The following is a 25,065-nucleotide window of genomic DNA, read 5'->3' on the forward strand; positions in this document are numbered from 1 at the left end:
TTTTCTGTGGAAAGCGTGCCATGTTGCCGGTATGTTGAGCTAATGTTGCGAATAGCTTAGCAACACCTCAACAGTGAAGGGGAACAGTATGCCCATGTCTTCGCATAACCGGCCTATAGGTGCTGTGCGCCGTTCGCTGCTGGCTCGGCTGCAGCAGGAGGTGCACAGGTTCGGCAGGTCGGCGCTGGTGGCGCTGGCCGGCTCGGATCACCCGGTGCTCTACACCGTCGGGCCTGACGGTCGTCGGGTCGCGGTGGTGGCGCTGTGGCTCGGGGACTCCTGGTGGTTCGTCTGGAGCCACAGCAGCCAGGTCCGCGCCGACTGTGTGGGTGAGGCCGCCGCTGCCCTGGCCGGGCACGGCCCGGCGGGCAACGCGGGAAACGTCCGTGCCCGCGTGCGTGGTGAGCGGTCCACCCACGTCGCTTCGGGCGCCCTGGCGGGGGTGGCGTGATGGAGGCCGCTTCCCTGTTCACGCTCAGTGCCTACCGGTCCTTTCCCGGGCTGGCCGAGCAGTGCCGCGAGGCTCGCATCTGGGTCCGGGCCCTGGTGCGGGATTTTTACGACGTGGCCGATGCCGTGGAAGTGGTGGCCAGCGAGTTCTTCAGCAACGCCCTGCGCCACACCGCCTCCGGCCGACCCGAGGGCGAGGTGGACGTGGGCCTGGTCGGCCTGATCACCGGCACCATCCACCTGGAGGTGATCGACCAGGGTGAGGCCACCACCACAGCCGAACTCCAGCCGTTTGATCCGCTGCGCCCCGGCGGCTGCGGCCTGGTCCTGGCCGAAGCCCTCTCCTGTACCTGGGGCCGCGCTCCCACCGACGTTGATCCGTGCTTTGGCGTTCGCACCCCCGCCCCCGACCACTACACCGGCCCGATGGTCACCTGGGCCCACTTCCACACCGCTACCCGACCCTGACTCTCGAATCCGCTTCGTCTGGCACGGCGGCCGTCGATCCACGCCCAGCCGTCACCCCACGGCCGCCCGCCCCGCCGTCGTCACATCCATCTGCCCAGTGACAGCCGCAGTGATGAGCGCCTGCCGCCGCTCAGCAAGGAGAGAGATTTGCCGCTCGATCCCGTCTTTGGCCTCTCTGGTGCTCCCTAGGGACTTGTGAACGATGGCGATCAGCTCCCGCTGTCGAGAGAGTTTGGGGAGTGGAATGGGAAACGCGAGAACTTTGGTGCTATTAGTCGAAGCGAGATTGGTGCTGCGCACACCGGTGCTTTCAAAGTAGCAACGTCCGTGCAAGGACTGTGTAAGGAGTGCCAGGTACTCAGGATCGAGGCGATTCTTGTCTGGGCGCAGCGCGAATATGTGGTTCTGGTGCAGTGCGCCGGGGATTTCTCCACGCCAAACTGTGCCGCGCCCCAACTTATCGATGTCACCTCCTTCTGTCATCAGGACATCGCCCGGTCGCAATGCGGAACGGGCGGCAACTGGGAGTGGAACGGTGATCTCCGATACGGAAGACAGATCTACGTGGTCTGCCTGTACATTAGCGACACGCAAGTAGGGGCGAGTGACGCTCTTATCGTCGATCTCCCTGGTCCCGTCGAGTGTAACGCCACCTTGGATTCTGCATACATATCCGAGTCGGACTAATGGAGTGGAAGAGTCTAGCTTTGGGAGCCATCTCCACGGATAATCGCCAAGTGGCGAGGCGAGGATGCCTGGGAAGAAGCGTTCCGATACTTCTGCGGATGCGCGCTCGGTTAGCGCGCTGAACTGCTGTTCGCGGAGGAAAATAAGGCGATCGATTCGCCCTGTCTCGGCGTCGAGGAAGTCAGATATACGCCACTGCTCATCCAGCGGTGGCATAATTCCAGGGGAGTTGGAGAGACCATCATTGCTCAGCTCAATTTGGTTTGTAGAGCCAACTACAAGGTTTGAATTCATGTAGTCAGAGAAGAGGGAACTGCCAAGGTAGTAAAACGCGAACCGTTCATCCCATGCGCTTCTATCGACGCGTGCGACTGTGACATGCGTATCCGCTATGCATGGTTTATTGTCTGGGCATCCTGTGAAGCGTCCAACGCGGCCGAGTGTTCCACGGCCGGTTGAGTTTATGAGTATATCGCCGTGTTGAATATGCCCTTTAAGGTTACGTGGGTCACCCGGGTAGTCATGAAATCGAGTGCGTTCCCAGTCTAGCCCTGTTAATTGGTTTGATGCTTGGCTCACGACCCGAATAGGTCCATGATCTACGTAAGCAGGTACGGACCCCCTTCGGAGAGTTGTTGTTAGGTGCTTAAGAGGTGACCATCGCCATCCGGACGGAAGCGGGACGTCTTCCAACATCACTCCGTCACCTCCCCCAACAACCTCTGGATCTCGGCCTCAAGCTCCTTCAACTCCGCGTCAATCTCCTCCAACGGCCTTGGCGGAGTGTACTCATAAAAATGCCTGGTGAAGGGGATCTCATATCCCACCTTGGTCTTGGTCTCGTCGATCCAGGCGTCGGGGACGTGTGGCAGGACCTCGCGCTCCAAGTAGGCGTGGATGTCCTCGTCCAGCGGGACGTTCTCGTAGTCGCGGAGGTCCGGGTCCGGAAGGACGTTTCCTTTCTTGTCCTTCTGCGGTTCGCCTTCGGGGTCGCTGACGCTGACCGCGTTCCATACCTGCTTGGTGACGGGGGTCGGGATGCCGGTGAGGCCCGCGTCGGCGTAGGCGGCCTTCAGCTTGGCGTCGAAGTCGGCCTTGCCGTAGGTCGGCTCCCGGCCCGCCAGGGGGCGCAGGGCGGTGAGGATCTTGTCCCGCAGGTCGGTGTCCTTGGCGAGGGTCTTGTTGGCCTCCAGCTCGGCCAGCGTCTCCTCGGTGACCTCGAAGCGCAGCCGCAGCGGGCGTTCGACGGTGATCCGCCGGTAGCCGAAGTCGCTCGGCTGGAACACCTTCACCCGGGGATCCGACTCGGCCTCGGACAGGGCGTTCACGTACAGCTTCGTCAGTTCCGCGATCCGGTCGTCCGGGATGTACTTGCGTTTGTCGCCGAGGCTCTTGCGCATCTTCTCCCACTCGCCGCGGGCGTCCAGCAGGATCACCCTGCCTTGTGGGCCGGGTCCTTCTTGTTCGACAGGATCCAGAAGTAGGTGGAGATCCCCGTGTTGTAGAAGAGCTGGTCCGGCAGGGCGACGATGCCCTCAAGCCAGTCGTTCTCCAGGATCCATCGGCGGATGTCGGACTCGCCCGACCCCGCGCCGCCCGTGAACAGCGGGGAGCCATTGAACACGATGGCCACACGCGCGCCTTCCTTCTCGGGTGGGCGCATGTGGTGGATCATGTGCTGCAGGAACAGCAGCGAGCCGTCGTTGATCCGGGGCAGCCCGGCGCCGAACCGGCCCCGGTAGCCCTTGTTCTCGTGCTCGGCCTCGACCTCGCCGCGGGCCTGCCTCCACTCCACCCCGAACGGCGGGTTGGCCAGCAGGTAGCTGAACGACCATGAGGCGTGCCGGTCGTCGGTGAAGGAGTTGCCGAGTTTGATGTTGTCGGCCTGCTCGCCCTTGATCAGCATGTCCGAGCGGCTGATCGCGTAGGACTCCGGGTTGACCTCCTGGCCGAACAGCTTCACGGTCGCGTCCGGGTTGTGCTCGGTGATGAAGTCCTCGGCGGCGGTGAGCATGCCCCCGGTCCCGCACGCCGGGTCCAGCACGGTGAAGACCTTGTTCTCTCTGAGGAGATCGGCCTTGTCCGGCGACAGCAGCAGCTTCACCATCAGGTTGATGACCTCGCGCGGGGTGAAGTGCTCACCGGCGGTCTCGTTGGAGATCTCGGAGAACCTGCGGATCAGCTCCTCGAACAGGTAGCCCATCTGGTGGTTGGACACCCGCTCCGGGTTCAGGTCCACCTCGGCGAACTTGCCCGCCACCAGGTACAGCAGCTTCGACTTCTCCAGCCGGGCGATCTGGTTCAAAAAGTCGTAGTTTTCGAAGATGTCCGCGGCCGTCGAGGAGAAACCGCCGATATAGGTGCGCAGGTTCTTCGCCATGACGTGCTGGTCGGTCTCGGCTTCTACGATCTTCTCCAAGCTCAGGTTCGACTCGTTGAAGAAGCTCAGCCCCTGCGACCTGGCGAACGACAGGAGTTGGCGTTCCCGGTTCTCGAAGCCATTGGCCTTGAGCTCGTCGCGTTTTTCGATGATGGCGGCCTTGTGCGGCTCCAGCACGCACTCCAGCCGCCGCAGCACGGTGAACGGCAGCACCACCCTGCCGTACTCCGACTGCTTGTAGCTGCCGCGGAGCAGGTCGGCCACCGACCAGAGGAAACCGGCGAGCCGCTGGTGTTCAGAACTCATAGGGGGTTTTCCTTACCAAGAACGAAGAGGGGTCAGGGAAAGTCTGCGACGCGGCTACGACAGGCGCGACCGGTTCGGCCGAGCCGGCGCCGCTTATCTGTCGGGGATGTCGTCCGGCTCGTCCGCGACCGGGCGGAGGGCGCCGTGGACCAGGCCGTCGACCATCGTGCGCCGCGCGTCGTCACCCGCCCGGTACAGCCGGTCGAGGGTGGCGCGGAACTCCTCCAAGTGGCGGAAGGCCGCACCGATCCGCTGTTGGTCGGGCAGCGGCAGGCGCGGCAGCTCCACCCGCCGGACGTCGACGAGGGAGGAACGGTGCAGCGAAGAGGAGCGCCGCGCCACCTCGGAGCCGCTGAACACGATGGCCAGGAACCACGGGTCGAGTGTCTCGGTGTCCGGGCGTACGACCACTACGTTGCCCGCGACGGGAGTGCCCGCCTCGGTGTCGCCGACCACCCGGGCGGCCGGGCGGGGGATGGGCGCGCGCGGCACCAGGACGTCACCGGCCCGGACCCACACCGTGTCCACGCCCTCCGGTACCCGTTGCGATGGCGGCCCCCCGGACAACACGTCCGCCACCGTGAACGCGAGAAGGGCTTCCGGCCCGGCGGCGTCCTCCTCCCCGCGGCGGTGAAACGGTGTCCAGAGCAGTTCGACCTGCCCGCGGCGCACCAGGTCGTGAACGGTCACCGTGGCCCTTGAGCCCGGCGGCGTCTCGGCGACCTCCGGCAGCAGCTCGGAGAGCCGCCCGGCGAGCGCGGCCAGGGTCTCCCGGGCCTCACCGAGCCCGGAGACGTCGGGGGCGGCGGGGGTGAGGTGCCGGGCCGGGGTGAGGTCCACGTCCTCGCCGAGAAGGTCGACCACCGGAACCGTCCGCCAGTGCCCCGACTCCTCCCCCGTGCCCGATCGCCCGGCCGCGAACGGCTCGTAGGCCTCCAGCACCGCCTCGCGCACCTCCGGCCAGGCGGGTTCGGCGACCGCCGCGGCGGCGTCCACCATCAGCACATCGGAGGGCGCGGCCTCCCCCTCGGCGGGGCGCCGCAGCACCCACAGCGTGAGGGGGATGCCCATCGGGGGTGCCAGGCCCGGCGGGCAGGGCGATCACCGCGCGCAGCGCGCCCCGGCGCAGCAGCTCCGCCCGGATCCGGCGGCCGGAGCGCCGCGAGGCCACCCCCGGCGGGAGGACCATGACGACCGCGCCGCCGGGCCGGGCGCGGGCGAGCGCGTGCTGCACCCAGGCGAGCTCCGAGTCCCCTTTCGCCGGGAGTCCGTACTCCCAGCGGGCGTCGAACTCCAACTCCTCAACACCCCAGTCCCGCTGGTTGAACGGCGGGTTCACCAGCACGGCGTCGGCGTGCAGGTCGGGGAAGGCGTCCTCGCGCAGCGAGTCGCCCGCGCGGATGTCGGGTTCGGCCCCGGCCAGCGCCAGCCGCACCCCGCCGAGCCGCGCCGGCCCCGCGTTCAGCTCCTGCCCGACTGGCCGCACGCCCTGCCCGCGCAGGAGCGCGGTCCGCAGCAGGGTGGCCGCGCCGCACGCCGGGTCGAACACGGTGCCGCCGGGGCGGCCCGCGAGCTCCACCATCAGCTCGGCGAGTTCCTCGGGGGTGGCCGTGAACTGGCGGGTGACCGAGGTGAGGAAGCGCCCGTAGAGCCGTTCGAACGTCTCCTGCGGGCCGCCCTCCTCGCGGGCCAGTTCGGCGATCCCGTCCAGCGTCGCCCGGAACGTGTGAACAGGGGGGAGCGCCGGGGGCCCGGTGTCGGGAACGGCTGTGAACACCGCCCGGATACGGTCGTCCAGCTCGGCGTCCGCCATGCCCGCCGTGCCGCTCGCCGATGCCGCGACCAGCAGGGCCGCACCCGCGAACGCCACCGCGTCGGCGGTGTCGAGCCGCCCCCGCGCGGCGTCCATGAGCTGCCACACCGACTCCACGCTCGGCGCCTGGGTGAGCTTGCCCTGCCGCTCCAGCCAGCCGCGCACCTCACGCAGGTCGAACGAGGGGCTGGTGTCCGTGCCGCCCACCGGTTCCGGGAAGTCGCCGTGCCTGCGCCGCCAGTTGCTCACCGCGGCGCGCCCCACCCCGGCCAGGCGGGCGATCTCGGCTGCGCTGACGGTCGCGGCGTCGCCGTCGTTGGTGTCCGGCACCGACCTTGCCATGGCGTTGACCTTATCGCAGCCGCATATGCAAGGGAACGCTCGTACACAGAAATTTGCTTGTTGACTACGTTCACAGCCGTCATTTACATTGACGGAGTCGCCATGAAGATCTGATGTGGCGACGCGTTCACGACACGTATCCCGTTACTTCCCCCGGGAGATCGCAATGACCCGAACGGCACTTTCCAGCCCGGAGCCGTCCCGATCCGCCCCCCGCGTCCGCGAGGTCACGCTGTACCGGCTGACCGATGTGAAAGCGAACGAGCACAGCATGCGCGCGGTCTTCGACGAGGCCGGAACCGCCCGCCGGCAGCTCCACCTCAGGACGACCCGCATCAACGGCATGCCCGCGGTGGTGCTGTACGGGATGCGCGGCGGCGAGCGCCCGCCCGACTGGCAGGCTGACGCGGTCCGGACCACCGCGGTCGACCTGGACCTGCGCAAGACCTCCCCGGTCGCCGCCGTCATCGTCGCGGTGGACGATGCCGTCTACGCGTTCAGCTACGGGGGCGGCCACCACCTCATCCCGAGAGACCTCAGGGACCCGGAGTTCGGGCGCACGTTCGCCGCCTGCGCACTCGACCCGGCGACGGTGGCCACGGTCAACACCCGCGACATGGACACCGTGAACCGGTACGGCAGCATCCACATACCGCGCGGCCAGGCGGTGCGCACCTTCGGGCTCCGGCACGAAAGGGAGCTGGTGAACCGGCTCAAAGCCAGGTGCGGGCTGAGCGAGCTCACGGCCGCGCGCGGCGGTGAGAAGGCGCGTTTCGCCGAATGCGGGGACGGCATCCGCACCCATCTCGGTGTCGACCAGGCCGACCTCGTCAACGACATCCGTTTCATCGCCGCGACCGTGGAGGAGCGCTACGTGCAGGAGGAGATGCGGTTCCTGGAGGACCGCAAGGAGGTCCGCTCCCACGAGAAGACCGAGGTGCTCTGGTCGCTGGTCGAGGACGGCCTGCGCGACCCGGACTCCATCGGACTGGCGATCGCCCCGCCGCTGGACGTCTTCGATCAGCTCGACGAGGCGCGCTCATTCCAGGTCCGCATCGGGGTGACGTGCGCGCCGCGTACCGAATTCCGGGTGGAGGACCTGGTGGCGCGGCTGCGCCACCTGAGGAAGGGAACGCTCGCCCAGGCGCTCAAGAAGGGGTGGATCCGGCTGTTCGAGGACAGCAACGGCCAGCGGGAGCTCGCTCACCACCGCAACCTGTGCCACTGGATCGAGGCCACGGTGTCGCCGGGCAGCGAGATGTACGTGCTGCGGGACGGGCGCTGGTACGAGTACGGCCCCCGCTACCTGGAGGAGGTGCGCCGCGAGGTCGCGGACCTCCTCGCGAAGGGGGCGTCGGTGGACCTCCCCGACTGGCCGGAGGTGCTCCCGTACCGGCGCGCAAAGGAGTCGCCCGAAGCGGCGTACAACCGGCACGTCGGCGATACGCAGCCCGGATACCTCCGCCTGGACAAGAACCTCGCCCGCACCGAGGTCCACTTCGGCAACGGAGTGGAGCTGTGCGACCTCCTCGGGCCGGGAAACGAGCTGGTCCACGTCAAGCAGGCGTCCTCGGCCGCGGGCCTGAGCCACCTGTTCAACCAGGCAAAATCCGCCGTGGAGAGCCTGCACTACGAGAAGCGGGCCCGCGAGTGGTTCACCGGGATCGTGGCCCGCATGAACCCCGAACGCGACCTCACCGGTTTCCAGCCGAAGACCGTCGTGTTCGGCATCCGGCTGGCCAGGCACTCCAAGGTCACAATCGAGAACCTCTACCCGCTGGCGCAGGTCGAGCTGTACCGCACCGCCGTGGCGCTGCGCCGGTGCGGAATCAACGTCGAGGTCGCCGCCATCAGGCACGGCGGCTGACTGGGGGCGCGGGCTCCATACCCCGCGCCCTGCCGTCCCCACCCCCGCGGACGCCGTCCGCTCTGTTCAGGCTGTCCGGAACCGCTGAACAGCCCCGCACAAAAAGGAGAGAACCCATGGCCGAGCCCGCATTCCCCCAGTATCCGCCGCCGCAGCCGCGGAAGAAGCGCGGCTGCCTCTGGGCGGCCCTGATCGCCGCCGGCGCCTTCCTCCTCTTCGGGTTCGCCGGCTGTGTCGCCCTCGTCGCCGGCGTGGACGGGGAGGGCGCCGACCCCGGTTCCGGCGGCTCAGAGGAGGCCGGCGGCGCCGGCGCGGAGGGCGGCGAGGACGACGAGGTCGGCGAGGAGGAAGAGGCCGCCGGGATCGGCGACACGGTGAAGGACGGCGAACTCGCGTTCACCGTCACCGATGTGGAGACCGGCGTGGAGAGCATCGGCGACGAGTTCGTCCGGGAGACCCCGCAGGGGCAGTACGTCATCGTCAGCCTGACCGTGCAGAACACCGGAACGGAATCCGAGACGTTCGACGGCTTCGAGCAGAAGCTGGTCGACAGCGACGGTTCCGAGCACAGCCACGAGGACGTGGCCGAGCTCTACCTTGAGGACGCCGATTCGTTCTTCGAGAACGTCAACCCCGGCAACGAGCTCGAAGCGAAGCTCGTCTTCGACGTCCCGGAAAGTGCCGAGCCCGCCTCGATCGAGCTGCGCGGATCGGTATTCAGCAGCGGCGGCGCCACGGTGAACCTGGGCTGAGCTGGGCTAACCCCACCGGTCCGCAGGAGAATCGGGCCCTCCAGGCTCCGGGAGGGCCCGATTCGCTCGGGATCGGTGCCGGGCGCGGGTCAGATCCGGATCCGCAGCCGGACGGTGGTGCCCGACGCGCCGGCCCGCACCTGCACGATGTCGCACAGCATCCGGACCCCCCACAGCCCGAACCCGCTGTCCGAGGCCGACTCCGGCGGCGTGTAGCTCATGATGCCGTCCGGGTGCCAGTGGCCGGAGTTGGTGACCTCGCACACTAGGTCGCCGCTGTCGCTCCACATGCGCAGCTCTATGGGCGGCAGGCCGTGGCGGATGGCGTTGGTCGCCACCTCGGTCACCGAGACCAGGAGACTGTGCAGCAGATCGGGCGGCAGCCCGTGGCGCCGGGCGTGCTCGGCGGCGAAGCCTCGCACGGCCTGCAGGTCCGTCGCCGTGACCCGCATGGATACCGCCGACCGCGGCGGAGGAGGCAGCGGTTCCCGGTCGCACAGGGCGCTGAAGGTGCCGGGAGCCATGTACTCGTCGCTCTTCACCAGGTCCCGGCCGTCGAAGAGCTCCGGGTGGGTCTGGCGTGCCTGGTCGATCACCTCGGGCGGCGCGGTCGCACTGTTGTAGGTGCAGATGCCCCGGGCGCCCGACCGGGCGAAGGCCACGTTGACCAGGGACTCGTAGCGGTACCACTCCACGAGCTCCAGGGGCGTGCTCCCATCCCACCAGACGGATTCGGCGACCAGCCGGATTCTGCGCGACCCCTGCGCCTTGATGAAGGCGTCGTAGGCGGTGAGCGCCCGCACCGGATGCCGGTACCAGTTGCTCGCGTCCGCGAACTGCACCATCGCGGCGTCCCGCCCGAGGGACTCCCGCAGCGCCTCATTGTTCTCCCGGGTGTTGACGACGGCGACGACGTCGTCCGCCTCGAAGCCCTGGTGCAGGAAGGGGACGGTCACCTCCAGGAACTCGTCCAGGTTCTGGTAGACGAGCCCCTTGTGCTCAAGCGCGCGGTCGTCGCTGCTCGACTCCTGCGCTGTCGTGCCGTTGGCATTCATGAGAACCCCTCCTCGCCGTGGACGAGCCCGGGCAGCCGCTCCCACCCGATCGTCTCGATGAGCTGCCGTATGTCGGGCGAGAGGTTGTGCAGCACGAACCGGACCCCACCACCGTTACCCGCCGCGTGCGTTGTGAGCAGGTTCAGCGCACCGAGGTCGATGAAGCGGAGCCCGGCGAGGTCGAAGTGGATCTCGCCGCTGTCGGCCGTCATCGACGAGAGCGCGTCGGCGAGCAGCTCATGCCGCGTGAGGTCGAGTTCCCCCTCAAGACGGAGTGTCGGAGGATCATCGGTCCGGACAATCCGCAGAATTTCGCCGTCGAGTTCGGGCTTGACTTCCATGAGGACCTCGCGGGTGTTCCTATGGACGGACAAGGCTGGTTTCAGCCTCGCACACCAATTGCCAGCGTATGGCGTTTATCAGGGGATTCGTGTGGTCGGGCCGAAAATCCGCGGAGGCTGTCACAGCCGGGTGCGCCCGGCCGGCGCACCGGCCGCTCCCGGTTCGCCGGACAACGGCTCCAGGCACCACGCCTCCGGTTCCGTCGGCGGATTGAGCCGCAGCAACCCCTGCGAGGGGGACGCGAGTCCGGGCCGCCAGGCGATCATCCCGTTCGCCCGGTACTCGGCCCAGGCGACGGGCGTGCGGGCACCCCAGTGCGAGGATCCCTCGAAACTCAGCGATACCCGACTGAGCTGCCCCCACGCATACACCTCGGAGTTGGCGACGGCTCCCAGAGCCGCCTCGATGCAGGCGCGTGCGGTGGCCTCGGATCTGCAGGCGCCGCAGGGACCCCCGTCCCACACACCGTGCGAGGCCTGGTAGGTGTCCCACCAGTACACGGTCGGCTGTTTACCGGAATGGGGCTGTTCATCCGCGTCGTTCATTCGGACTCCCTGAAGCACTGCGCGTTGGGCGGTGATGACCACAGCATGCGGCGGGAGACCCTAGCGGCGGTCGACTGGCGGTATAGCCGCAGGTCAGATCAGGGGCTGCGGGGTCGGGGCTCCGGGCCGACGTGCAGCCTGACGCAGGTGGGGAAGAGCGCGCTCCAGGTGTATCCGCGCCATTTCGCCGCCGCGCCGGGCCGGGTCCACACCGGCAGCGCCTGCGTCATGTGCTCCCAGGCCTCCTCGAAGCACCCCTGTTCCATACGGACGACGCCGGTCTCGTAGAGCGCGAACCCCTCCAGGTCGGCGTCGCCGATCCGGCGAGCGTGCTCCAGGCTCTCGCCGAAGCAGTCGAGGGCTTCCTCGGTGCGGCCGAGGCCCCGGTAACTCCGGCCGAGATTGCCCAGGCCAACCACTTCGGCCTTCCGGTCGCCGGTCGCGCGCGCGTTGGCGAGCTGGCCCTTCTGCGTCCGGACGGACTCCTCGTAGTGCCCCTGCTCCGTCAGGGCGTCCGCGAGGTTGCACAGGGAACGCTGCTCGCCTTCGCGGTCGCCGGTCGCGCGCCAGATCGCGAGCGCGGAGTCCAGGCACGCCCGCATCTCGCCGTACTCGCGGCGCAGCCAGTGCACCGCGGACAGGTGGTCGAGCGCCCACGCCTCGCCGGTGCGGTCGCCGAGCCGGCGGGCGGTGCTCAGCGCCGCCCCGTTGACGGCCCGCAGGTCCTGTATGTGCGCGCGCGGGTAGAGGAACCACTGCAGCGCGCGCGCCAACCGCACGGAAAGGCGGGCGGGAGCGGGGCACTCGGCCCACGCGGCGGCCCCCGTGACGGCCGCGACGAGGTTCGCCCGCTCGGTCTCCAGCCATGCCTCGGCTTCGCGGTGGGTGGTGAGGGGGATGGAGCCGCCGGGCGCCGTGTCGCCGGGAGGGTGGATATCAGGGTTGAGCAGCGGCAGTGCGCGCAGCGTGGTGTCGAGATAGCAGCGCAGCACGCGTTCCAGCGCCGCGCTGCACTCGGCCTTTTCCTGGTGCGCCTGTTCCCGGGCGAACAGGCGCACCAGGTCGTGCATCCGGTACCGGTCCGGGTGCGGGGCGTGCAGCAGATGCGCGTCCGTCAGGCGCTCCAGCGCGTCCGCGGTCCGCTCGGCGGGAAGGTCGAGCAGCGCCGCGGCCACCGGCGGGCTGACGTCCTCTCCGGGCAGCACCCCGAACAGCCGGAGTGCGCGCGCCGCGTGCTGGTCGACGCCGTGCCCGCTGTGGCGCAGGCTGTCGTAGCCGGCGTGGAAACTCGCCCGGACGGCGAGGTCGCCCACCTGGAGCTCGTCCAGCCGGGTGCGCGTGTCGACCAGCCGGTCCACGAGGGAGCGCAGGGGCCAGCGCGGGCGTGCGGCCAGCCGCGCGCCGACGATTCGCAGCGCGAGCGGAAGACCACCGCAGATCCGGATGATCTCGTCGACGGCGTCCGGCTCGGCCGCGGTCCGCTCGCGGCCGACGAGCCGGTCCAGCAGGATGCGCGCCTGGTCGCGCGGAAGCTCTCCCAGGCGCAGGTGGTCGGCGCCTTCGAGCGTGGTGAGCATCTCGCGGCTGGTGATCAGCACACCGCACCCGGTACCGGCGGGCAGCAGCGGGCGGACCTGTTCCACGCTGGCCGCGTTGTCGAGGACGACGAGCAGCCGGCGGTCGGCGGTGAGGGAGCGGAACATGGCCGCCGCCTCGTCGGTGTCCGCCGGTACCGCTGTGCCGTCCACTCCCAGCGCGCTGAGGAACCGGCCGAGCACCGCCGCGGGCGCCAGCGGGGTCACCCCCGCGGCGGAGCCCCGCAGGTCGACGTAGAGCTGGCCGTCCGGGAACCGGTCGGCGAACCGGTGGGCGGTCTGGATCGCCAGGGACGACTTGCCCACGCCGCCGATGCCGTCGATCGCCGAGATCACCATGGAGGTGTCCCGCCCGCTGTCGAGGAGCGTCTCTATGACGGAGGCTTCGCTGCCGCGGCCGATGAAGGTGGTGCTCGCGGGGGGAAGCTGCCGGGGTATGAGAGCGGGGGCGGGCGCGGGCGGCCTCGGCCGCCGCTCCGGGGGAGCCTCCGGGGCGAGCAGCGCGGTGTCGGCGGTGAGGAGCTGCTGGTGCAGCCGCTGCAGCGACGGTCCCGGCTCCACTCCGAGCTCCTCGGTCAGGCGGCACCGCAGATCCCGGTAGGTCGCCAGCGCGTCGGCCCGCCGCCCGGCACGGTAGAGCGCCACCATGAACTGCCCCCGCGGGCCTTCGCGCAGCGGGTGCGCGTTCACCAGCCTTCCACCTCGCTCAGCACGGCGTCGTGCCGACCGCACCGCAGCTCCGCCTCGATGCGGGCCTCGATCGCGTTCGAGTGGCACTCCTCCAGTCGCGTCGTCTCCGTCTCCACCGCGAGGCTCGGCGGAACGCTGGCGAAGGGCGGGCCGTGCCAGAGTTCCAGTGCCTCGCTCAGCCAGCGGGCGGCCGCCTTCGGTTCGCCCTGGTCCAGATCACGCCTGCCCTGTTCGACCAGGTGCTCGAACAGGCCGGCGTCGGTCTCGCAGGGGTGCCCCGCCAACCGGTACCCCTGCGCCCGGTACCCGTGGACATGGGTCTTCAGCAACTGTCCGGACTCGTCCGAGAGCAGGCGCCGCAGTTGGGACACATAGCCCTGGAGCAGTTTCCCCGCGCTCCGCGGCGGGGTCTCCCCCCACAGCTCCTCAAGGAGCCGGTCCGTGGAGACCACCTGGTTCACGTGGCACAGCAGCACTGCCAGCAGTGTCCGCCACTTCGCCGGGCCGGGCGCGACCCACTGGTGGCCGTTCCACACTTCCAACGACCCCAGGATCCGGTATCGAACGCTCGTGCCCTCCGCGGCCGTCATCATGTCCACCTCGAAGCCGTTACGGAGTAGCCATACGTTACCTCGCGTTCTGTCCGGATTGGGGCCTTCGTCGGGTCGTCGAAGAGCGGGCGGTTGTGTGGCATCGACCGGCGGCGCCGCCGGCGAACGAGCGGTCGTGTGGCATTGACCGGCGGTCGGCCGCCGCAGTATTTTCTAACTGAACGTTCGGTAGGGATCTGCCGCCGCTGGCGGCGGTGCCGGGGAGGACCAGGGATGACCAGCGCCGAGAATCCGCTGCGCACGGAACCGGAGGGGGAGCGCGCGTGGTTCGACGCGATGATCGCCGCCGACGAGCGGACCGAACCCCGCGACTGGATGCCCGATGACTACCGCACGACCCTGATACGCCAGATCGCGCAGCACGCGCACTCCGAGATCATCGGTATGCAGCCCGAGGCCAACTGGATCACCCGGCTCCCAGCCTCAAGCGCAAGGCCGTCCTCATCGCCAAGGTGCAGGACGAAGCGGGGCACGGGCTCTACCTGTACAGCGCGGCGGAGACGCTCGGTGCCGACCGCGCCGAGCTGCTGGACCTGCTGCACCAGGGCCGGCAGAGGTATTCGTCGATCTTCAATTACCCCACGCTGAACTGGGCCGACGTCGGTGCGATCGGCTGGCTGGTGGACGGGGCCGCCATAACCAACCAGGTCCCCCTGTGCCGCTGCTCCTACGGCCCCTACGCCCGCGCCATGGTGCGCATCTGCAAGGAGGAGAGCTTCCACCAGCGCCAGGGGTTCGAGATCCTGCACGTGCTCGCGCACGGTACGAGCGCCCAGCGCGCCATGGCGCAGAACGCGGTGGACCGCTGGTACTGGCCCTCGCTGATGATGTTCGGCCCGCCCGACGCGGAGTCCGCGCACTCCGAACAGTCCATGGCCTACAAGATCAAGCGCTTCTCCAACGACGACCTGCGCCAGCGCTTCGTCGACATGATCGTGCCCCAGGCCGACGCGCTCGGGCTCACCCTGCCAGACCCCGACCTGCGGTGGAACGCCGAACGCGGCCACTACGACTTCGGCCCGATCGACTGGGCGGAGTTCAAGCAGGTCCTCAAGGGCAACGGGCCGTGCAACCGGCAGCGGCTGGCCCACCGCAGGGCCGCGCACGCCGAAGGCGCCTGGGTCCGCGAGGCCGCCCGGGCGCACGCCGCGAAGCGGGCGGCGCGCGAGGAGCGCGAAGGGAGCGCGGCATGAGCGAGCGGATGGACGACTGGCCGCTGTGGGAGGTGTTCGTGCGTGCCCGCCGCGGCCTCTCCCACGTGCATGTGGGCAGCCTGCACGCCGCCGACGCCGAACACGCCCTGCGCAACGCCCGCGACCTCTACACCCGGCGCCAGGAGGGCGTGAGCGTGTGGGTCGTTCCGGCGGCGCGGATCACCGCGTCGGCGCCGGAGGAGAAGGGCGCCTTCTTCGACCCGGCGGACGACAAGGTGTACCGGCACCCGACGTTCTACACCGTCCCCGAAGGGGTCGAGCATCTGTGAGCGGGGGATAGGGATGCGAGACGAGACGGGATCCCCGGCCGCGGCCGTCGACACCGCGGTGGCGGCGTACGCGCTGCGGCTGGGCGACGACGCGCTCATCGCGAGCCACCGGCTCGCCGAGCTGGTGGCCCGCGCCCCGCAGCTCGAAGAGGACGTCGCGCTCTCCAACATCTCCCTCGACCTGCTGGGCCAGGCCCGCTCGCTGCTGAGCTACGCGGGGCGCACGGAGGAGCAGCTCACCGGGGTACTGCGCACCGAGGACGATCTGGCCTACCTGCGCGACGAGGCCCAGTTCGTCAACTGCCGGCTGGTGGAGCTGCCCAACACTGACTTCGCGTACACCGTCGTCCGCCAGATGCTGTTCTCGGGCTACGCCTTCGAGCTGTACTCGGCGCTCACACGGTCGGCCGACGAGACGTTCGCGGGTATCGCGGGCAAGGCGGTCAAGGAGGTCTCCTACCACCGCGACCACGCAGCGCAGTGGGCGGTCCGGCTCGGTGACGGGACCGGCGAGAGCAGCGGGCGCATGGCGTCGGCCCTGGAGGCGGCGTGGCCCTATGTCGACGAACTGTTCGCCGGCGACGACGTCACCCGGATCATCGCCGGAGCCGGGATCGGCCCCGACCCGGCCGATCTCCGCCCGGCCTGGGACGCGTTCGTGGACGGGGCGCTCGCCGAGGCCGAGCTGCGGCGCCCCCAGGTCCCGGCGGTCACCGGCCTCGCCGGCATGGGCGGCCGCGACGGCGTGCACACCGAGGCGTTCGGTTACCTGCTCGCCGAGATGCAGCACCTGCACCGGTCCCACCCGGGAGCGGCGTGGTGACGCGGCAGGCGGGGCCGCTGCAGGTCGAGGAGATCCGGGAGCTCGTCGCCGGGGTGCCCGATCCCGAGATGCCCATGGTGAACCTGGCGGACCTGGGCATCCTCCGGGACGTGGGCCGCGACGACGCGGGGGCGGTCACGGTCACGATCACCCCCACCTACTCGGGGTGCCCGGCGCTGGACACGATCCGCGACGACATCCGCGCGCGGCTCGCCGAGCACGGGGAGACCCGCGTCGCCGTGCGGACCGAGCTCTCCCCGGCGTGGTCGACCGACCGGATCAGCGCCGAGGGGCGGCGCAAGCTGGCCGCGCACGGTATCGCGCCGCCGCCGGAGCGGGCACCCCGGCCCGGCGCGGGACACACGTTCGTCCCGTTGTCCGTGCGCTGCCCGAACTGCGGAGCGCTGGAGACCCGGGAGCTGAGCCCGTTCGGGTCCACCGCGTGCAAGGCGCTCTACGTCTGCACCGCCTGCAGGGAGCCGTTCGACCGCGTCAAGCCGCTATGAGAGCAGCAGGGGAGCCATGCGCGCACAGACCCAGGACCGCCCCGCCCCGCCGCGGCGCCGCGGCGCCCACCGGTTCCACCGGCTGGCCGTGGCGGCCGTGGACCGCCTCACCGACGACGCGGTGGCGGTGACGTTCCAGGTTCCCGAGGAGCTGGCAGAGGACTTCCGCTTCGTCCAGGGCCAGCACCTGACGATCCGCTGGCGCGCGGCAGGCGAGCAGATCCGGCGGAACTACTCCATCTGCTCAGCGGCGCCCGACGGGTCGCTGCGAATCGCCGTCAAACGCCTGGAAGGCGGTACGTTCTCCGGTCACGCCAACGAGTCGCTGCGGCCCGGTGACGTTCTCGACGTCATGCCGCCGCTCGGAGGGTTCCACGTCCCGCTGGAACCGCAACGGGCGCGCGCGCACGTCGCGGTCGCGGCGGGCAGCGGGATCACCCCGGTTCTGTCCCTGGTCCTGACCACGCTGGCGGCCGAGCCGGACAGCTCCTTCACGCTGGTCTACGGCAACCGCACCACGCGCGACGTGATGTTCCTGGAGGAGCTGCAGGACGTCAAGGACCGCTACCCGGAGCGGTTCCAACTGCTCAACGTACTCAGCCGGGAGTCCACCGAGGCTCCCGTGTGCAGCGGCCGGATCGACGCCGCGAAACTCGATGTGCTCTTCTCCGCCCTCGTCCCGCCGGCGGGGGTCGACCAGTGGTACCTGTGCGGTCCGTTCGACCTGGTGCAGACGGTGCGCACGGCGCTGGCGGAGCGGGGGGTACCGGCGGACCGCGTGCACTTCGAGTTGTTCCACACCGGGGACACCGAGCCGCCGCGCCGCCGGCCGGAGGGCAGCGGCGCGGAACGCGTCGGCCGCGTGGTGTTCACCCTGGACGGGCGGACCAGCAGTGCCGACATCGGCGCGGACGAGACGGTGCTCGGCGCGGCACTGCGGGTGCGCGGCGACGCGCCCTACGCCTGCCGCGGCGGTGTGTGCGGAACCTGCCGGGCCAGAGTGTGCGACGGGGAGGTGGACCTGGCGCGCAACTACGCGCTGGAGGCCGACGAGATCGCGGCCGGCTACGTGCTCACCTGCCAGTCCCGCCCCGTCACCCCGGAGGTCGTCGTCGACTACGACGCCTGATCCGCCGTCCACACTGGGAAGACCTCCGTGGCGCGCTGGCGGTGTTCCGGGGTGGACTGGAATAAGGGGGCTCCCCCCAGTGCCGGGCCGCCTCCGTCTTCGATGCGGGCCGGCCCGTCGGTCGTGCCCCTTCTCCGCGAGCGGTGCGGCGGCCGCGGACGGTTCCTCACTCCCAGTCGATGCGGGTCTGGGCGTCGGGGTCGTAGCCGCGGTAGCGGCCTCCGTGCCTGCGCGTCGGGTAGCCGTTCAGCGCGTCGCGGTACCCGCTGCTGTAGCCGGTGCGGGGGTAGCTCACGTCGTCGTAGGCGGGAAGTTCGGTGGACCGCTGGGAAGGGCGCATGAGGCGCCCGCGCCGGTGCTGCTGAGCAGAGTGAGTATGGCGACACCAGCGACCAGGTTGATGAGGGCCGTCGCGACCTGGCTCTCCAGCGCGGCCTGCTGGGTGAGCGGGCTCACCGTGGCGACGATGGTGGCCAGGCCCACGATCCAGCCGAAGAACGCCAGCGGGCGGGGCGCACCCACCATCAGCAGGTGCAGCAGTCCGGTGGCGAGCAGGGCCGCGGTCGCGGCCATCGCCGCGTAGACGCCGGTCCCGGCGTCACCGAAATAGCCGGCCTCTTCGGGCGCGAGCACCGGAATCCGCAGGACGCCCCGGGCGACGAGCACCCCGGCCAGGATGATGAGCCCGGCGACCACGGCCGTGGCCAGTCCCCCTGACCATAACCGGGCGACGTTGAGCTGCTGGTCCCCATATTCGTTCATGCCGTTCCCCCCGATACGGCCGAACACGGTCGTAGCCGACATACCCGCAGGTCATTCCCGATAATCTCACGGCCGAATTAGCACGGTGATGCGGCCCTTCGGCGTACCCCCGCGAGCGTGCGTCGCCTGCTTTCCGGACCGGAGGGCTCTTAAACATTCGGTGCGGCCGGGCGGACCGCTTCGGCGATGTCGGAAGCCAGAGGCGGCATATCGTCGACGGTCAGTGCCGAAACCGTGACCCGGATGCCGGGACCGGAGCTCATGCGGAACCGGGCCCCCGGCGTTGTGGCCCAGCCGCGGGCGAGGAGCCGGGTGACGGTGCCCGCTTCGTCGGTGACCGGAACCCATACGTTCATACCGGAGCGCCCATGCGCGGTCGTGCCATGGCGTGCCAACTCCGAGACGAGGGCGCCGCGGCGCTCGGCGTAGCGGCGGCCGACCCGCTCCGGGGACACCTGCCCGCGCCGCTGGAGCTCCACGAACGTCTCCTGCAGCACTCTGCTGACCCAACCCGGCCCCGACTGCTGCTGGGCACGGACCCGGTCGACGGTGACCACGTCCCCGGCGAGCATGGCCAGGCGCAGGTCGGGGCCGTGGCTCTTGGCGACGGAACGTATGACCGTCCACCGTTCCGTGGCCCCGCGGACACTGTGGAAAGGAGCGTCCGCGAACCCGAAGCCGTAGTCGTCCTCGACGGTCAGGACGTTCGGGTACCCGGACAGGACCGACCTCAGCCGCGCTGCGCGCTCGCTCCCGAACGCCGCTCCGGTGGGGTTCTGCGCCCGGTTGGTGAGGATGACCGCCCGCGCCCCGGAGCGCAGAGCGGCGGCCAGATCGCCGGGGAGCGGGCCCGCGCCGTCGAGCCCGAGCGGGATCCGTTTCAGCCCGAGCGTGGCGGCCAGCGCGTACTCGCTCGGCCAGCCGGGATCCTCCAGCGCGATGGAGTCGCCGGGACGCAGGTACGAGCGCAGCACGCGGTCGATTCCGTCGAGAGCGCCGGAGGTGATGGTCATCGATTCGGCGGGCACGGCATCGGCGGCGAAGATCTCCCGCGCCACATCCGCTGTCTCGGCGGTGACCGGCGGCTCCCCGTACATCGGGTGCCGGCCGTCGCGCCGCGCGGCCACAGCGGACAGCGCCGCGGTGAGGTCGGGCAGCAGCCGGGGGATCGGGGTTGCCGCTCGCGGCGTCGCGCGCTCCGGGTGGCAGGGCACCGGGGTCGGTCTCCCGCGGGACGCCCGGTGGCCGGGTCCTGATCCGCGTGCCGCGGCGTCCGGCGGCCTCGACCAGCCCGCGGTCGCGGAGCAGGCGGTAGGCCGCGGCGACGGTGTTCGGGTTGACCCCCAGATCACCGGCGAGGTCGCGGATCGGGGGGAGGGCGGCACCGGCACCGAACTCACCGTGGACGACCGCGCGTTCGACGCTGTCGGCGATCTCGTACGAGCCGCGTCCGGTGATGGCCATGGGCCGCATTATCCAGCAGCGCGGCCGATCGGCGATACACGGCATGCCCGGCGCGGCAGGGCGGGAAACGGTACGGGCGGGGCCCGCGACACGCGCGGGGCAGGGGGTAGGAGAGAGAATTATAGCGGAGTGGTGAATCCAGAAGATTAGCCGGGGGGTGTTTTTCTTGTGGTGCGCAATCCGCAATGTGTTGCGCTATGCGGTTCAAATCGGGTGATGAAAATCTCCACCGAGAAGGTTAGGGGTGAAATCTTGGCAGAACATACAAGGGGTGTCGATAGGTTACCCAGTGAATTTTTTGCGCTGTGACCTGCTAATACGTGCTGCGCACGGCTGTGCGCACTTGAAATTAGGTGGGGTACATGCTTTTCAATGGGGATACGCGAAGTTTCACCCTCGGCGTCGTGTGCTGTCTGCGAGAGAGGGTGTTTCGAGTGTGAGGAGTCGACCTATTAAAGGGCAGGATCAGCAGCGATTCGGGGATGACCCGCTCGCCGTTCGCGACACCGACCACTACAAAGAAGAATACGTCACCGGCTTCGTCGATAAGTGGGACGAGCTGATCGACTGGAAGCGCAGGTACCTCAGCGAGGGCGGCTTCTTCGTCGAGCAGATGAAGGCCCGTGGCGTGCGGGAAGTGCTCGATGTCGCCACCGGGACGGGTTTCCACTCGGTGCGTCTACTTGAGGAAGGGTTCGACACCGTCAGCGCCGACGGCAGTCCGGAGATGCTCGCCAAGCGTTCGCCAACGGCCTGAGCTACGGTGGCCACATCCTGCGCGTGGTGCACGCCGACTGGAGGTGGCTCAACCGGGATGTCCACGGTACCTACGACGCCATCATCTGTCTGGGCAACTCCTTCACCCACCTGTTCTCCGAGCGCGACCGTCGCAAGGCGCTGGCCGAGTTCTACGCGATGCTCAACCACAACGGTGTGTTGATCATCGACCAGCGCAACTACGACGCGCTGCTCGACGGCAAGTACGGCAACAAGCACACCTACTACTACTGCGGCGAAGAGGTCTCCGCCGAGCCGGAGCACGTCGACGAGGGGCTGGCGCGGTTCGTCTACCGCTTCCCCGACAAATCGGAGTACCACCTCAACATGTTCCCGCTGCGTAAGGACTACACGCGGCGGCTCCTCCGCGAGGTGGGGTTCCAGCAGGTCGACACCTACGGCGACTTCCAGGAGACCTACCAGGCGACGAGCCCGACTTCTACATCCACATCGCCGAGAAGGCCTACCACCCCGACGACCAGCTCACCGAGATCTACTCGACGGCTGTTCAGACGGCTCGGGAGTACTACAACTCCAGTGACGCCGACACCTTCTACCACACGATCTGGGGCGGCACCGACATCCACGTCGGACTGTATCGGTCGGACGATGACGACATCGCCGAGGCCAGCCGGCGCACCGTTGAGCGCATGGCCGACAAGCTGGAGCTGACGGCGGACACCGACATCATCGACATCGGGGCCGGCTACGGCGGCTCCGCCCGGTTCCTGGCCCGCACATACGGGTGCAAGGTCACCTGCCTCAACCTCAGTGAGGTCGAGAACGAGCGCAACCGGGAGATGAACCGCGAAGCCGGCCTGGACCACCTCATCACCGTCGTGGACGGGTCCTTCGAGGACATCCCCGTCCAGGACAACGGGTTCGACGTGGTGTGGTCCCAGGACGCGCTGCTGCACAGCGGTGACCGCGGCAGGGTCCTCGAAGAGGTCATGCGCGTCATGCGCACCGGCGGCCACTTCGTCTTCACCGACCCGATGGCCACCGACAACGCCTCCCCCGAGGCGCTGCGGCCGATCCTCGACCGGCTCCACCTGGACACCATGGGGACACCGGGCTTCTACGACCGCGAGGCGAAGCGGCTCGGCCTGAACAAGGTGGAGTTCGACGACCTCAGCCCGCAGCTGCCCGCGCACTACGGGCGGGTGCTGGCCGAGACCGAGAGCCGCGAGCACGAGCTCGAAGGCAAGATCAGCAAGGAATACCTGGAGCGGATGAAGACCGGCCTGCGCAACTGGGTCAACGGCGGCAAGTCCGGCGACCTGGCGTGGGGCATCCTGCACTACCGCGGCTAGTGAACCTTCAGTAACGGGTACCCCCCGATGATCCGGCCCCGCGGGACACCCGCGGGGCCGGATCATTGCGTGGGGCGGGGTCCGGCTCCCGCCGGAGGCTAGAGGTCCCGTTCCCAGACCTCGCCGACCAGATCGCGGCCGAAACTGTGGTGCTTCTCGGAGCGGACCGGCCGGAAACCGGTGCGCCGGTAGATGTGCCGGGCGGCGTCCAGGCAGTTGTTGGTCCACAGTGTCATGCGTGCGTAGCCGGCGGAACGCGCGAAAGACAGGCACTCGTCCACCAGGCGCCTGCCGATCCCGTGGCCGCGCGCGGAGGGCTCGACGAGGAGCAGCCGGAGCTTGGCCACCGCCTCGCCCTCGCGTGTGCAGAACACGCTGCCGACCCGCTCCCCGTCGACCTCCGCGATCCACGCGCTCTCCGTACGGGGGTCGTGCGAGCGGCCGTAGTCGGCGGCGATCCCGGCCACCAGGGCCTCGAAGGTCTGGTCCCATCCGTACTCCTCGGCGTAGAGCGCGCCGTGGCGCTCGACCACCCACCCCAGGTCGCCCGGCCGGAGCGGGCGCAGCACCACTGTCGAAGGGCGGCGCTCCCCGGGGTCCTCCATCAGGTGCCGGACGGTGGTCATCGCCGCGACCAGGCGGCGGCGCTCGCCCGCGGACAGGTGCCGGACCAGCGCGCGGATCTGGGCGCTGGAGCGATCGTCCAGTATCGACGCGGCACGGCCGCCGGCGGCGGTCAGCGTTATCACCTGGCGGCGCCCGTCCTCGGGGGAGGGCGACCGCGTGAGCAGCCCGTTGTCCTCCAGCTTCGCGAGCACCCGGCTGAGCTGGCCGGCGTCCATGGCGAGCTCGCGGCGCAGTTCGGCCGCCTGGGCGTGTTCGCGGCGCAGCAGCTCGTAGAGGATCCGCACTTCGGTCAGCGACCACGGCGAGTCGAGGAGCCCGGTGCGGAGTACCCCGACCCTGCGGGTGAAGAACCTGTTGAACGACCGCACGGCCGCGACATCCTCCGGCGGAACGTGCGCGGAGACCTGGGAATCCATGACGACCTCACCGAAATGATTGACTTTGACAATCAATTTAGCTTGGGACGCCGGAAACCGGAAGGGGGCACCCGGCCCGCGTCCAGGAACGGGATACCGATCGGGAGGGGCGGATGGTGCGGGCAGGAGAACGCGGGTACCTCCGGCCGGCGGGCCTTTACGGGGCCACGTGCGCCCGTTCCGCCGCGGCCGAACCGTCCGGGCGGAGTCCGGCGCCTTCGGAGCCGTCCCGGTGGAGCATGCGGCCCGCACCCGCGATGGCGACGATGGCGGCCGCCATCTCCGCGCCCTCCTCCGACGCGTTCAGCAGTACGTAGAGCTCGGTGCCCGCGTCGGCGTATTTGACCAGCCCTGAGACGCCTTCCAGCACGACCGCTCCGAACACGTAGAGCAGCACGGCGAAGCGCAGAGGCGAACGCACATCCGCCGGCAGCCCGCGCGTCCAGAGCATGAGCGACACAGCGCCGCCCGCCGCGATGATCGAGCCGGGCACGAGCCACGCATAGGTCGGGACGTCCAGTGCCAGGGTCTCCAGGTGGTCATGCATCCAAGGCCCCAGACGTTCATGAAGCTCAAGGGATTCGTCGATGGTCATCGCCAACGCGGCCAGGGCGCACACCGACCAGGGCAGCGCGGCGCGCGGCCCGGGGCCGCGCGCCTGTTCCCGGGCCACGAGCGCCGCCACGACGGCGACGCCGAGCAGCAGCGCGGCGTTCCACGCCGTGGGGATGTTGCGTTCCGCGCCGGTGTCGACGAGGGGAACGATATGCGCTACCTCGGCGATGTAGGCGTGGTAGGCCTTCACCGCGAGATTGGCCGCGATGACCAGCACTGTGAGGCCCATCAACCACTGGATCAGCCGGTTCGGGATCATGCCGCCCCTCTCACCGTCGCGGAGTCGGGAGAGGGGCGGGCGCCGGTAGGCGCCCGCCCCGGTTTGATGTACGCCCCGGCGGGCCGACGCGTTCCGCGTCAGGACTCCTCGACGGATTCGTCCTGGCTCTTCCGCTTGCGGGCGAGGAACATGGCCGCACCGCCACCGCCGAGGGCGGTGGCAGCCGCCGCCACCAGCCCGGCGAGTGCCGCACCGGTCACCGGGAGGTCGCTACTGGCCTCGTCCTTGCCGACCGCGCTCTCGTCGGCCTCCTCGGACTCACCTGCCGGCTCGGGCGAAGGAGACTCCTCGGATGCTTCCGCCTCCTCTTCGGACTCTTCCGGCGCCGCCTTCTCGGGCGGGGCCTGTTCGTCCGTCTCCTTCTCATCGTCGTCGGGCTTCTGGCCCTCCTCGGGAGCCTCCTCGGCGGGGGTGTCCGGTTCCGGGCTCTCCTCGTCGCAGTCGACCCAGAAGACCTTGTGCTTGGCCGCGCCCTTCTCTCCGTCGAAATTCCAGAAGAGTTTGTAGTGCCCGTCGGGCAGGGTGTGGTCCTCAGTGACCCCGTGGCCGTCCTCGTCGAGCGTCAGCTCGCCCTCCAGGACGACCGGGCGGTCCTGAGCGTCCTCCCCCGGAGGCCAGGCGCGGATCTTCCACCAGACCTCCTGCTCCCCGTCGAACTTGGAGCCGACTAGGTTGAACACGCAGACATGCGGCTCGTTGCGCATGTCCTCCGGAGAGGTCTCGGTGTCGTGGACCTTGACCGTCCCGTTGTCGCCGGGCGGGCCGTTCAGTTTCTCCTTCTCCTCCTTGAGGTCGGCCGGGCCGGCAGCGGGGGCGCTGAAACCGGCCGGGACCGGTGCGGCCGACGCGGCGGCGCCGGTGACGGCCAAAGGCGCCGCGGCGAGGAGCAGGGCTCCGCCGAGCAGGCGCGATACACGGGTGTGCCACGGATTGGGGTGCAAGAGAGTGCTCCCTAAGGGGGAAATCA

At 69.4% G+C, this 25,065-nt stretch carries 26 protein-coding genes and 3 pseudogenes; 12 read left to right on the top strand and 17 right to left on the bottom strand.

All coding sequences use genetic code 11. The annotated features are described in order from the left end of the window. Positions 1 to 94: 94 nt before the first annotated feature. Both VS93_RS05115 and VS93_RS05120 read left to right on the top strand, forming a co-directional pair. Positions 95 to 451 (top strand): hypothetical protein, encoded by a 357-nt coding sequence (locus tag VS93_RS05115; RefSeq protein ID WP_046468856.1) that lies wholly within the window; start codon positions 95 to 97, stop codon positions 449 to 451. Further along, on the top strand, positions 451 to 918 hold the full coding sequence (locus VS93_RS05120; RefSeq protein WP_082126636.1) for an ATP-binding protein: 468 nt from the start codon (positions 451 to 453) through the stop codon (positions 916 to 918). The genes VS93_RS05115 and VS93_RS05120 overlap by 1 nt, the downstream gene beginning before the upstream one ends. A gap of 51 nt (positions 919 to 969) precedes the next feature. Here VS93_RS05120 and VS93_RS28910 read toward each other — a convergent pair whose 3' ends face one another. The 5 genes from VS93_RS28910 to VS93_RS05130 all read right to left on the bottom strand — a co-directional run bounded on the left by VS93_RS28910 (position 970) and on the right by VS93_RS05130 (position 6,446). After that, entirely contained in the window at positions 970 to 2,184 is a 1,215-nt protein-coding gene (locus tag VS93_RS28910) for a restriction endonuclease subunit S (protein ID WP_162231644.1), read from the bottom strand. 116 nt (positions 2,185 to 2,300) lie between these two features. Next, positions 2,301 to 3,041 (bottom strand): hypothetical protein, encoded by a 741-nt coding sequence (locus tag VS93_RS31050; RefSeq protein ID WP_236700349.1) that lies wholly within the window; start codon positions 3,039 to 3,041, stop codon positions 2,301 to 2,303. Beyond that, positions 3,038 to 4,291 carry a type I restriction-modification system subunit M gene (locus tag VS93_RS31055; RefSeq protein ID WP_236700350.1) on the bottom strand — a complete coding sequence of 418 codons (1,254 nt, stop codon included), beginning with the start codon at positions 4,289 to 4,291 and terminating at the stop codon, positions 3,038 to 3,040. The genes VS93_RS31050 and VS93_RS31055 overlap by 4 nt, the downstream gene beginning before the upstream one ends. 93 nt (positions 4,292 to 4,384) lie before the next feature. After that, complete coding sequence (locus VS93_RS30260; RefSeq protein WP_052745543.1) at positions 4,385 to 5,155, bottom strand: restriction endonuclease subunit S domain-containing protein; 771 nt, start codon at positions 5,153 to 5,155, stop codon at positions 4,385 to 4,387. Further along, positions 5,070 to 6,446, bottom strand: coding sequence for an SAM-dependent methyltransferase (locus tag VS93_RS05130; RefSeq protein WP_052745544.1), 1,377 nt, complete (start codon positions 6,444 to 6,446; stop codon positions 5,070 to 5,072). Before VS93_RS05130 ends, VS93_RS30260 begins: the two co-directional genes overlap by 86 nt. 166 nt (positions 6,447 to 6,612) lie before the next feature. On the opposite strand from VS93_RS05130, the gene VS93_RS05135 reads away from it, so the two are divergent. Then, positions 6,613 to 8,313 (top strand): DUF6119 family protein, encoded by a 1,701-nt coding sequence (locus VS93_RS05135; RefSeq protein WP_046468857.1) that lies wholly within the window; start codon positions 6,613 to 6,615, stop codon positions 8,311 to 8,313. Between the two features lie 116 nt (positions 8,314 to 8,429). After that, positions 8,430 to 9,065, top strand: a complete 636-nt coding sequence (locus VS93_RS05140; RefSeq protein WP_046468858.1) for a DUF4352 domain-containing protein — start codon at positions 8,430 to 8,432, stop codon at positions 9,063 to 9,065. Between the two features lie 89 nt (positions 9,066 to 9,154). On the opposite strand, the gene VS93_RS05145 is transcribed toward VS93_RS05140, so the two are convergent. The 5 genes and pseudogenes from VS93_RS05145 to VS93_RS33265 all read right to left on the bottom strand — a co-directional run. Next, positions 9,155 to 10,120 carry a sensor histidine kinase gene (locus VS93_RS05145; protein ID WP_046468859.1) on the bottom strand — a complete coding sequence of 322 codons (966 nt, stop codon included), beginning with the start codon at positions 10,118 to 10,120 and terminating at the stop codon, positions 9,155 to 9,157. Continuing rightward, the gene (locus tag VS93_RS05150; RefSeq protein WP_156184689.1) at positions 10,117 to 10,494 is read right to left on the bottom strand and encodes an STAS domain-containing protein; all 378 of its coding nucleotides are present in this window, start codon (positions 10,492 to 10,494) and stop codon (positions 10,117 to 10,119) included. The genes VS93_RS05145 and VS93_RS05150 overlap by 4 nt, the downstream gene beginning before the upstream one ends. Before the next feature lie 87 nt (positions 10,495 to 10,581). Then, a complete protein-coding gene (locus VS93_RS05155; protein ID WP_201776556.1) occupies positions 10,582 to 11,007 on the bottom strand; it encodes a hypothetical protein in 426 nt (141 codons plus the stop codon). A 98-nt stretch (positions 11,008 to 11,105) separates the two neighbouring features. Continuing rightward, positions 11,106 to 12,077: a tetratricopeptide repeat protein gene (locus VS93_RS33260; RefSeq protein WP_394298792.1), complete on the bottom strand. Its 972-nt coding sequence runs from the start codon at positions 12,075 to 12,077 to the stop codon at positions 11,106 to 11,108. Between the two features lie 324 nt (positions 12,078 to 12,401). Further along, a pseudogene (locus VS93_RS33265) lies at positions 12,402 to 13,885 on the bottom strand (BTAD domain-containing putative transcriptional regulator); the annotation flags it as partial. A 231-nt stretch (positions 13,886 to 14,116) separates the two neighbouring features. Between VS93_RS33265 and paaA the strand changes: the two are divergent. The 5 genes and pseudogenes from paaA (at position 14,117) to paaE (ending at position 17,844) form a co-directional block, all read left to right on the top strand. Beyond that, positions 14,117 to 15,096: pseudogene (gene paaA / locus VS93_RS05165) on the top strand (1,2-phenylacetyl-CoA epoxidase subunit PaaA). Positions 15,097 to 15,104: 8 nt separating this feature from the next. Then, entirely contained in the window at positions 15,105 to 15,386 is a 282-nt protein-coding gene (gene paaB, locus VS93_RS05170; protein ID WP_046468912.1) for a 1,2-phenylacetyl-CoA epoxidase subunit PaaB, read from the top strand. 13 nt (positions 15,387 to 15,399) lie between these two features. Next, positions 15,400 to 16,209, top strand: coding sequence for a 1,2-phenylacetyl-CoA epoxidase subunit PaaC (gene paaC, locus VS93_RS05175; protein ID WP_046468861.1), 810 nt, complete (start codon positions 15,400 to 15,402; stop codon positions 16,207 to 16,209). Then, on the top strand, positions 16,206 to 16,715 hold the full coding sequence (gene paaD / locus VS93_RS05180; RefSeq protein ID WP_046468862.1) for a 1,2-phenylacetyl-CoA epoxidase subunit PaaD: 510 nt from the start codon (positions 16,206 to 16,208) through the stop codon (positions 16,713 to 16,715). The genes paaC and paaD overlap by 4 nt, the downstream gene beginning before the upstream one ends. A 16-nt stretch (positions 16,716 to 16,731) precedes the next feature. After that, positions 16,732 to 17,844 (top strand): 1,2-phenylacetyl-CoA epoxidase subunit PaaE, encoded by a 1,113-nt coding sequence (gene paaE / locus VS93_RS05185; RefSeq protein WP_046468863.1) that lies wholly within the window; start codon positions 16,732 to 16,734, stop codon positions 17,842 to 17,844. A gap of 166 nt (positions 17,845 to 18,010) precedes the next feature. Here the strand turns inward: paaE and VS93_RS32420 are convergent, their stop codons facing one another. The 4 genes and pseudogenes from VS93_RS32420 to VS93_RS31060 form a co-directional block, all read right to left on the bottom strand. Beyond that, positions 18,011 to 18,139, bottom strand: a complete 129-nt coding sequence (locus tag VS93_RS32420) for a hypothetical protein (protein WP_269082803.1) — start codon at positions 18,137 to 18,139, stop codon at positions 18,011 to 18,013. After that, positions 18,136 to 18,648 carry a DUF6069 family protein gene (locus VS93_RS05190; protein WP_046468864.1) on the bottom strand — a complete coding sequence of 171 codons (513 nt, stop codon included), beginning with the start codon at positions 18,646 to 18,648 and terminating at the stop codon, positions 18,136 to 18,138. The genes VS93_RS32420 and VS93_RS05190 overlap by 4 nt, the downstream gene beginning before the upstream one ends. 107 nt (positions 18,649 to 18,755) lie before the next feature. Then, positions 18,756 to 19,820: an aminotransferase class I/II-fold pyridoxal phosphate-dependent enzyme gene (locus VS93_RS05195; protein ID WP_236700352.1), complete on the bottom strand. Its 1,065-nt coding sequence runs from the start codon at positions 19,818 to 19,820 to the stop codon at positions 18,756 to 18,758. A gap of 100 nt (positions 19,821 to 19,920) precedes the next feature. Beyond that, positions 19,921 to 20,115 (bottom strand): annotated as a pseudogene (locus VS93_RS31060) (GntR family transcriptional regulator); the annotation flags it as partial. 391 nt (positions 20,116 to 20,506) lie between these two features. Between VS93_RS31060 and VS93_RS31065 the strand changes: the two are divergent. The 3 genes from VS93_RS31065 to VS93_RS31075 are packed head-to-tail and all read left to right on the top strand — an operon-like array spanning position 20,507 to position 22,160. Then, entirely contained in the window at positions 20,507 to 20,827 is a 321-nt protein-coding gene (locus VS93_RS31065) for a class I SAM-dependent methyltransferase (protein ID WP_236700353.1), read from the top strand. A 23-nt stretch (positions 20,828 to 20,850) separates the two neighbouring features. Next, complete coding sequence (locus VS93_RS31070; RefSeq protein ID WP_236700354.1) at positions 20,851 to 21,519, top strand: class I SAM-dependent methyltransferase; 669 nt, start codon at positions 20,851 to 20,853, stop codon at positions 21,517 to 21,519. Continuing rightward, positions 21,411 to 22,160 carry an SAM-dependent methyltransferase gene (locus VS93_RS31075; protein WP_236700359.1) on the top strand — a complete coding sequence of 250 codons (750 nt, stop codon included), beginning with the start codon at positions 21,411 to 21,413 and terminating at the stop codon, positions 22,158 to 22,160. The genes VS93_RS31070 and VS93_RS31075 overlap by 109 nt, the downstream gene beginning before the upstream one ends. A 98-nt stretch (positions 22,161 to 22,258) precedes the next feature. On the opposite strand, the gene VS93_RS32425 is transcribed toward VS93_RS31075, so the two are convergent. The 3 genes from VS93_RS32425 to VS93_RS05215 form a co-directional block, all read right to left on the bottom strand. Continuing rightward, positions 22,259 to 23,203 (bottom strand): bifunctional helix-turn-helix transcriptional regulator/GNAT family N-acetyltransferase, encoded by a 945-nt coding sequence (locus VS93_RS32425; protein WP_046468865.1) that lies wholly within the window; start codon positions 23,201 to 23,203, stop codon positions 22,259 to 22,261. Positions 23,204 to 23,360: 157 nt separating this feature from the next. Further along, positions 23,361 to 24,077, bottom strand: coding sequence for a hypothetical protein (locus VS93_RS05210; RefSeq protein WP_046468866.1), 717 nt, complete (start codon positions 24,075 to 24,077; stop codon positions 23,361 to 23,363). A 98-nt stretch (positions 24,078 to 24,175) separates the two neighbouring features. Beyond that, positions 24,176 to 25,039 (bottom strand): hypothetical protein, encoded by an 864-nt coding sequence (locus VS93_RS05215; RefSeq protein WP_052745545.1) that lies wholly within the window; start codon positions 25,037 to 25,039, stop codon positions 24,176 to 24,178. Positions 25,040 to 25,065 lie beyond the last annotated feature (26 nt).

The organism is Allosalinactinospora lopnorensis, assembly GCF_000981225.1.
GTDB lineage: Bacteria > Actinomycetota > Actinomycetes > Streptosporangiales > Streptosporangiaceae > Allosalinactinospora > Allosalinactinospora lopnorensis.

Coding starts and splice junctions, on each gene's coding strand:
- VS93_RS05155 (WP_201776556.1), bottom strand. CDS start 11,007: ATGAACGACGCGGATGAACAGCCCCATTCCGGTAAACAGCCGACCGTG.
- VS93_RS05190 (WP_046468864.1), bottom strand. CDS start 18,648: ATGTCGGCTACGACCGTGTTCGGCCGTATCGGGGGGAACGGCATGAAC.
- VS93_RS05140 (WP_046468858.1), top strand. CDS start 8,430: ATGGCCGAGCCCGCATTCCCCCAGTATCCGCCGCCGCAGCCGCGGAAG.
- paaC (WP_046468861.1), top strand. CDS start 15,400: ATGCGAGACGAGACGGGATCCCCGGCCGCGGCCGTCGACACCGCGGTG.
- VS93_RS31055 (WP_236700350.1), bottom strand. CDS start 4,291: ATGAGTTCTGAACACCAGCGGCTCGCCGGTTTCCTCTGGTCGGTGGCC.
- paaB (WP_046468912.1), top strand. CDS start 15,105: ATGGACGACTGGCCGCTGTGGGAGGTGTTCGTGCGTGCCCGCCGCGGC.
- VS93_RS32425 (WP_046468865.1), bottom strand. CDS start 23,203: ATGGATTCCCAGGTCTCCGCGCACGTTCCGCCGGAGGATGTCGCGGCC.
- VS93_RS33260 (WP_394298792.1), bottom strand. CDS start 12,077: ATGCACGACCTGGTGCGCCTGTTCGCCCGGGAACAGGCGCACCAGGAA.
- VS93_RS05120 (WP_082126636.1), top strand. CDS start 451: ATGGAGGCCGCTTCCCTGTTCACGCTCAGTGCCTACCGGTCCTTTCCC.
- VS93_RS05130 (WP_052745544.1), bottom strand. CDS start 6,446: ATGGCAAGGTCGGTGCCGGACACCAACGACGGCGACGCCGCGACCGTC.
- VS93_RS05115 (WP_046468856.1), top strand. CDS start 95: ATGTCTTCGCATAACCGGCCTATAGGTGCTGTGCGCCGTTCGCTGCTG.
- VS93_RS05145 (WP_046468859.1), bottom strand. CDS start 10,120: ATGAATGCCAACGGCACGACAGCGCAGGAGTCGAGCAGCGACGACCGC.
- paaE (WP_046468863.1), top strand. CDS start 16,732: ATGCGCGCACAGACCCAGGACCGCCCCGCCCCGCCGCGGCGCCGCGGC.
- VS93_RS05135 (WP_046468857.1), top strand. CDS start 6,613: ATGACCCGAACGGCACTTTCCAGCCCGGAGCCGTCCCGATCCGCCCCC.
- VS93_RS05210 (WP_046468866.1), bottom strand. CDS start 24,077: ATGATCCCGAACCGGCTGATCCAGTGGTTGATGGGCCTCACAGTGCTG.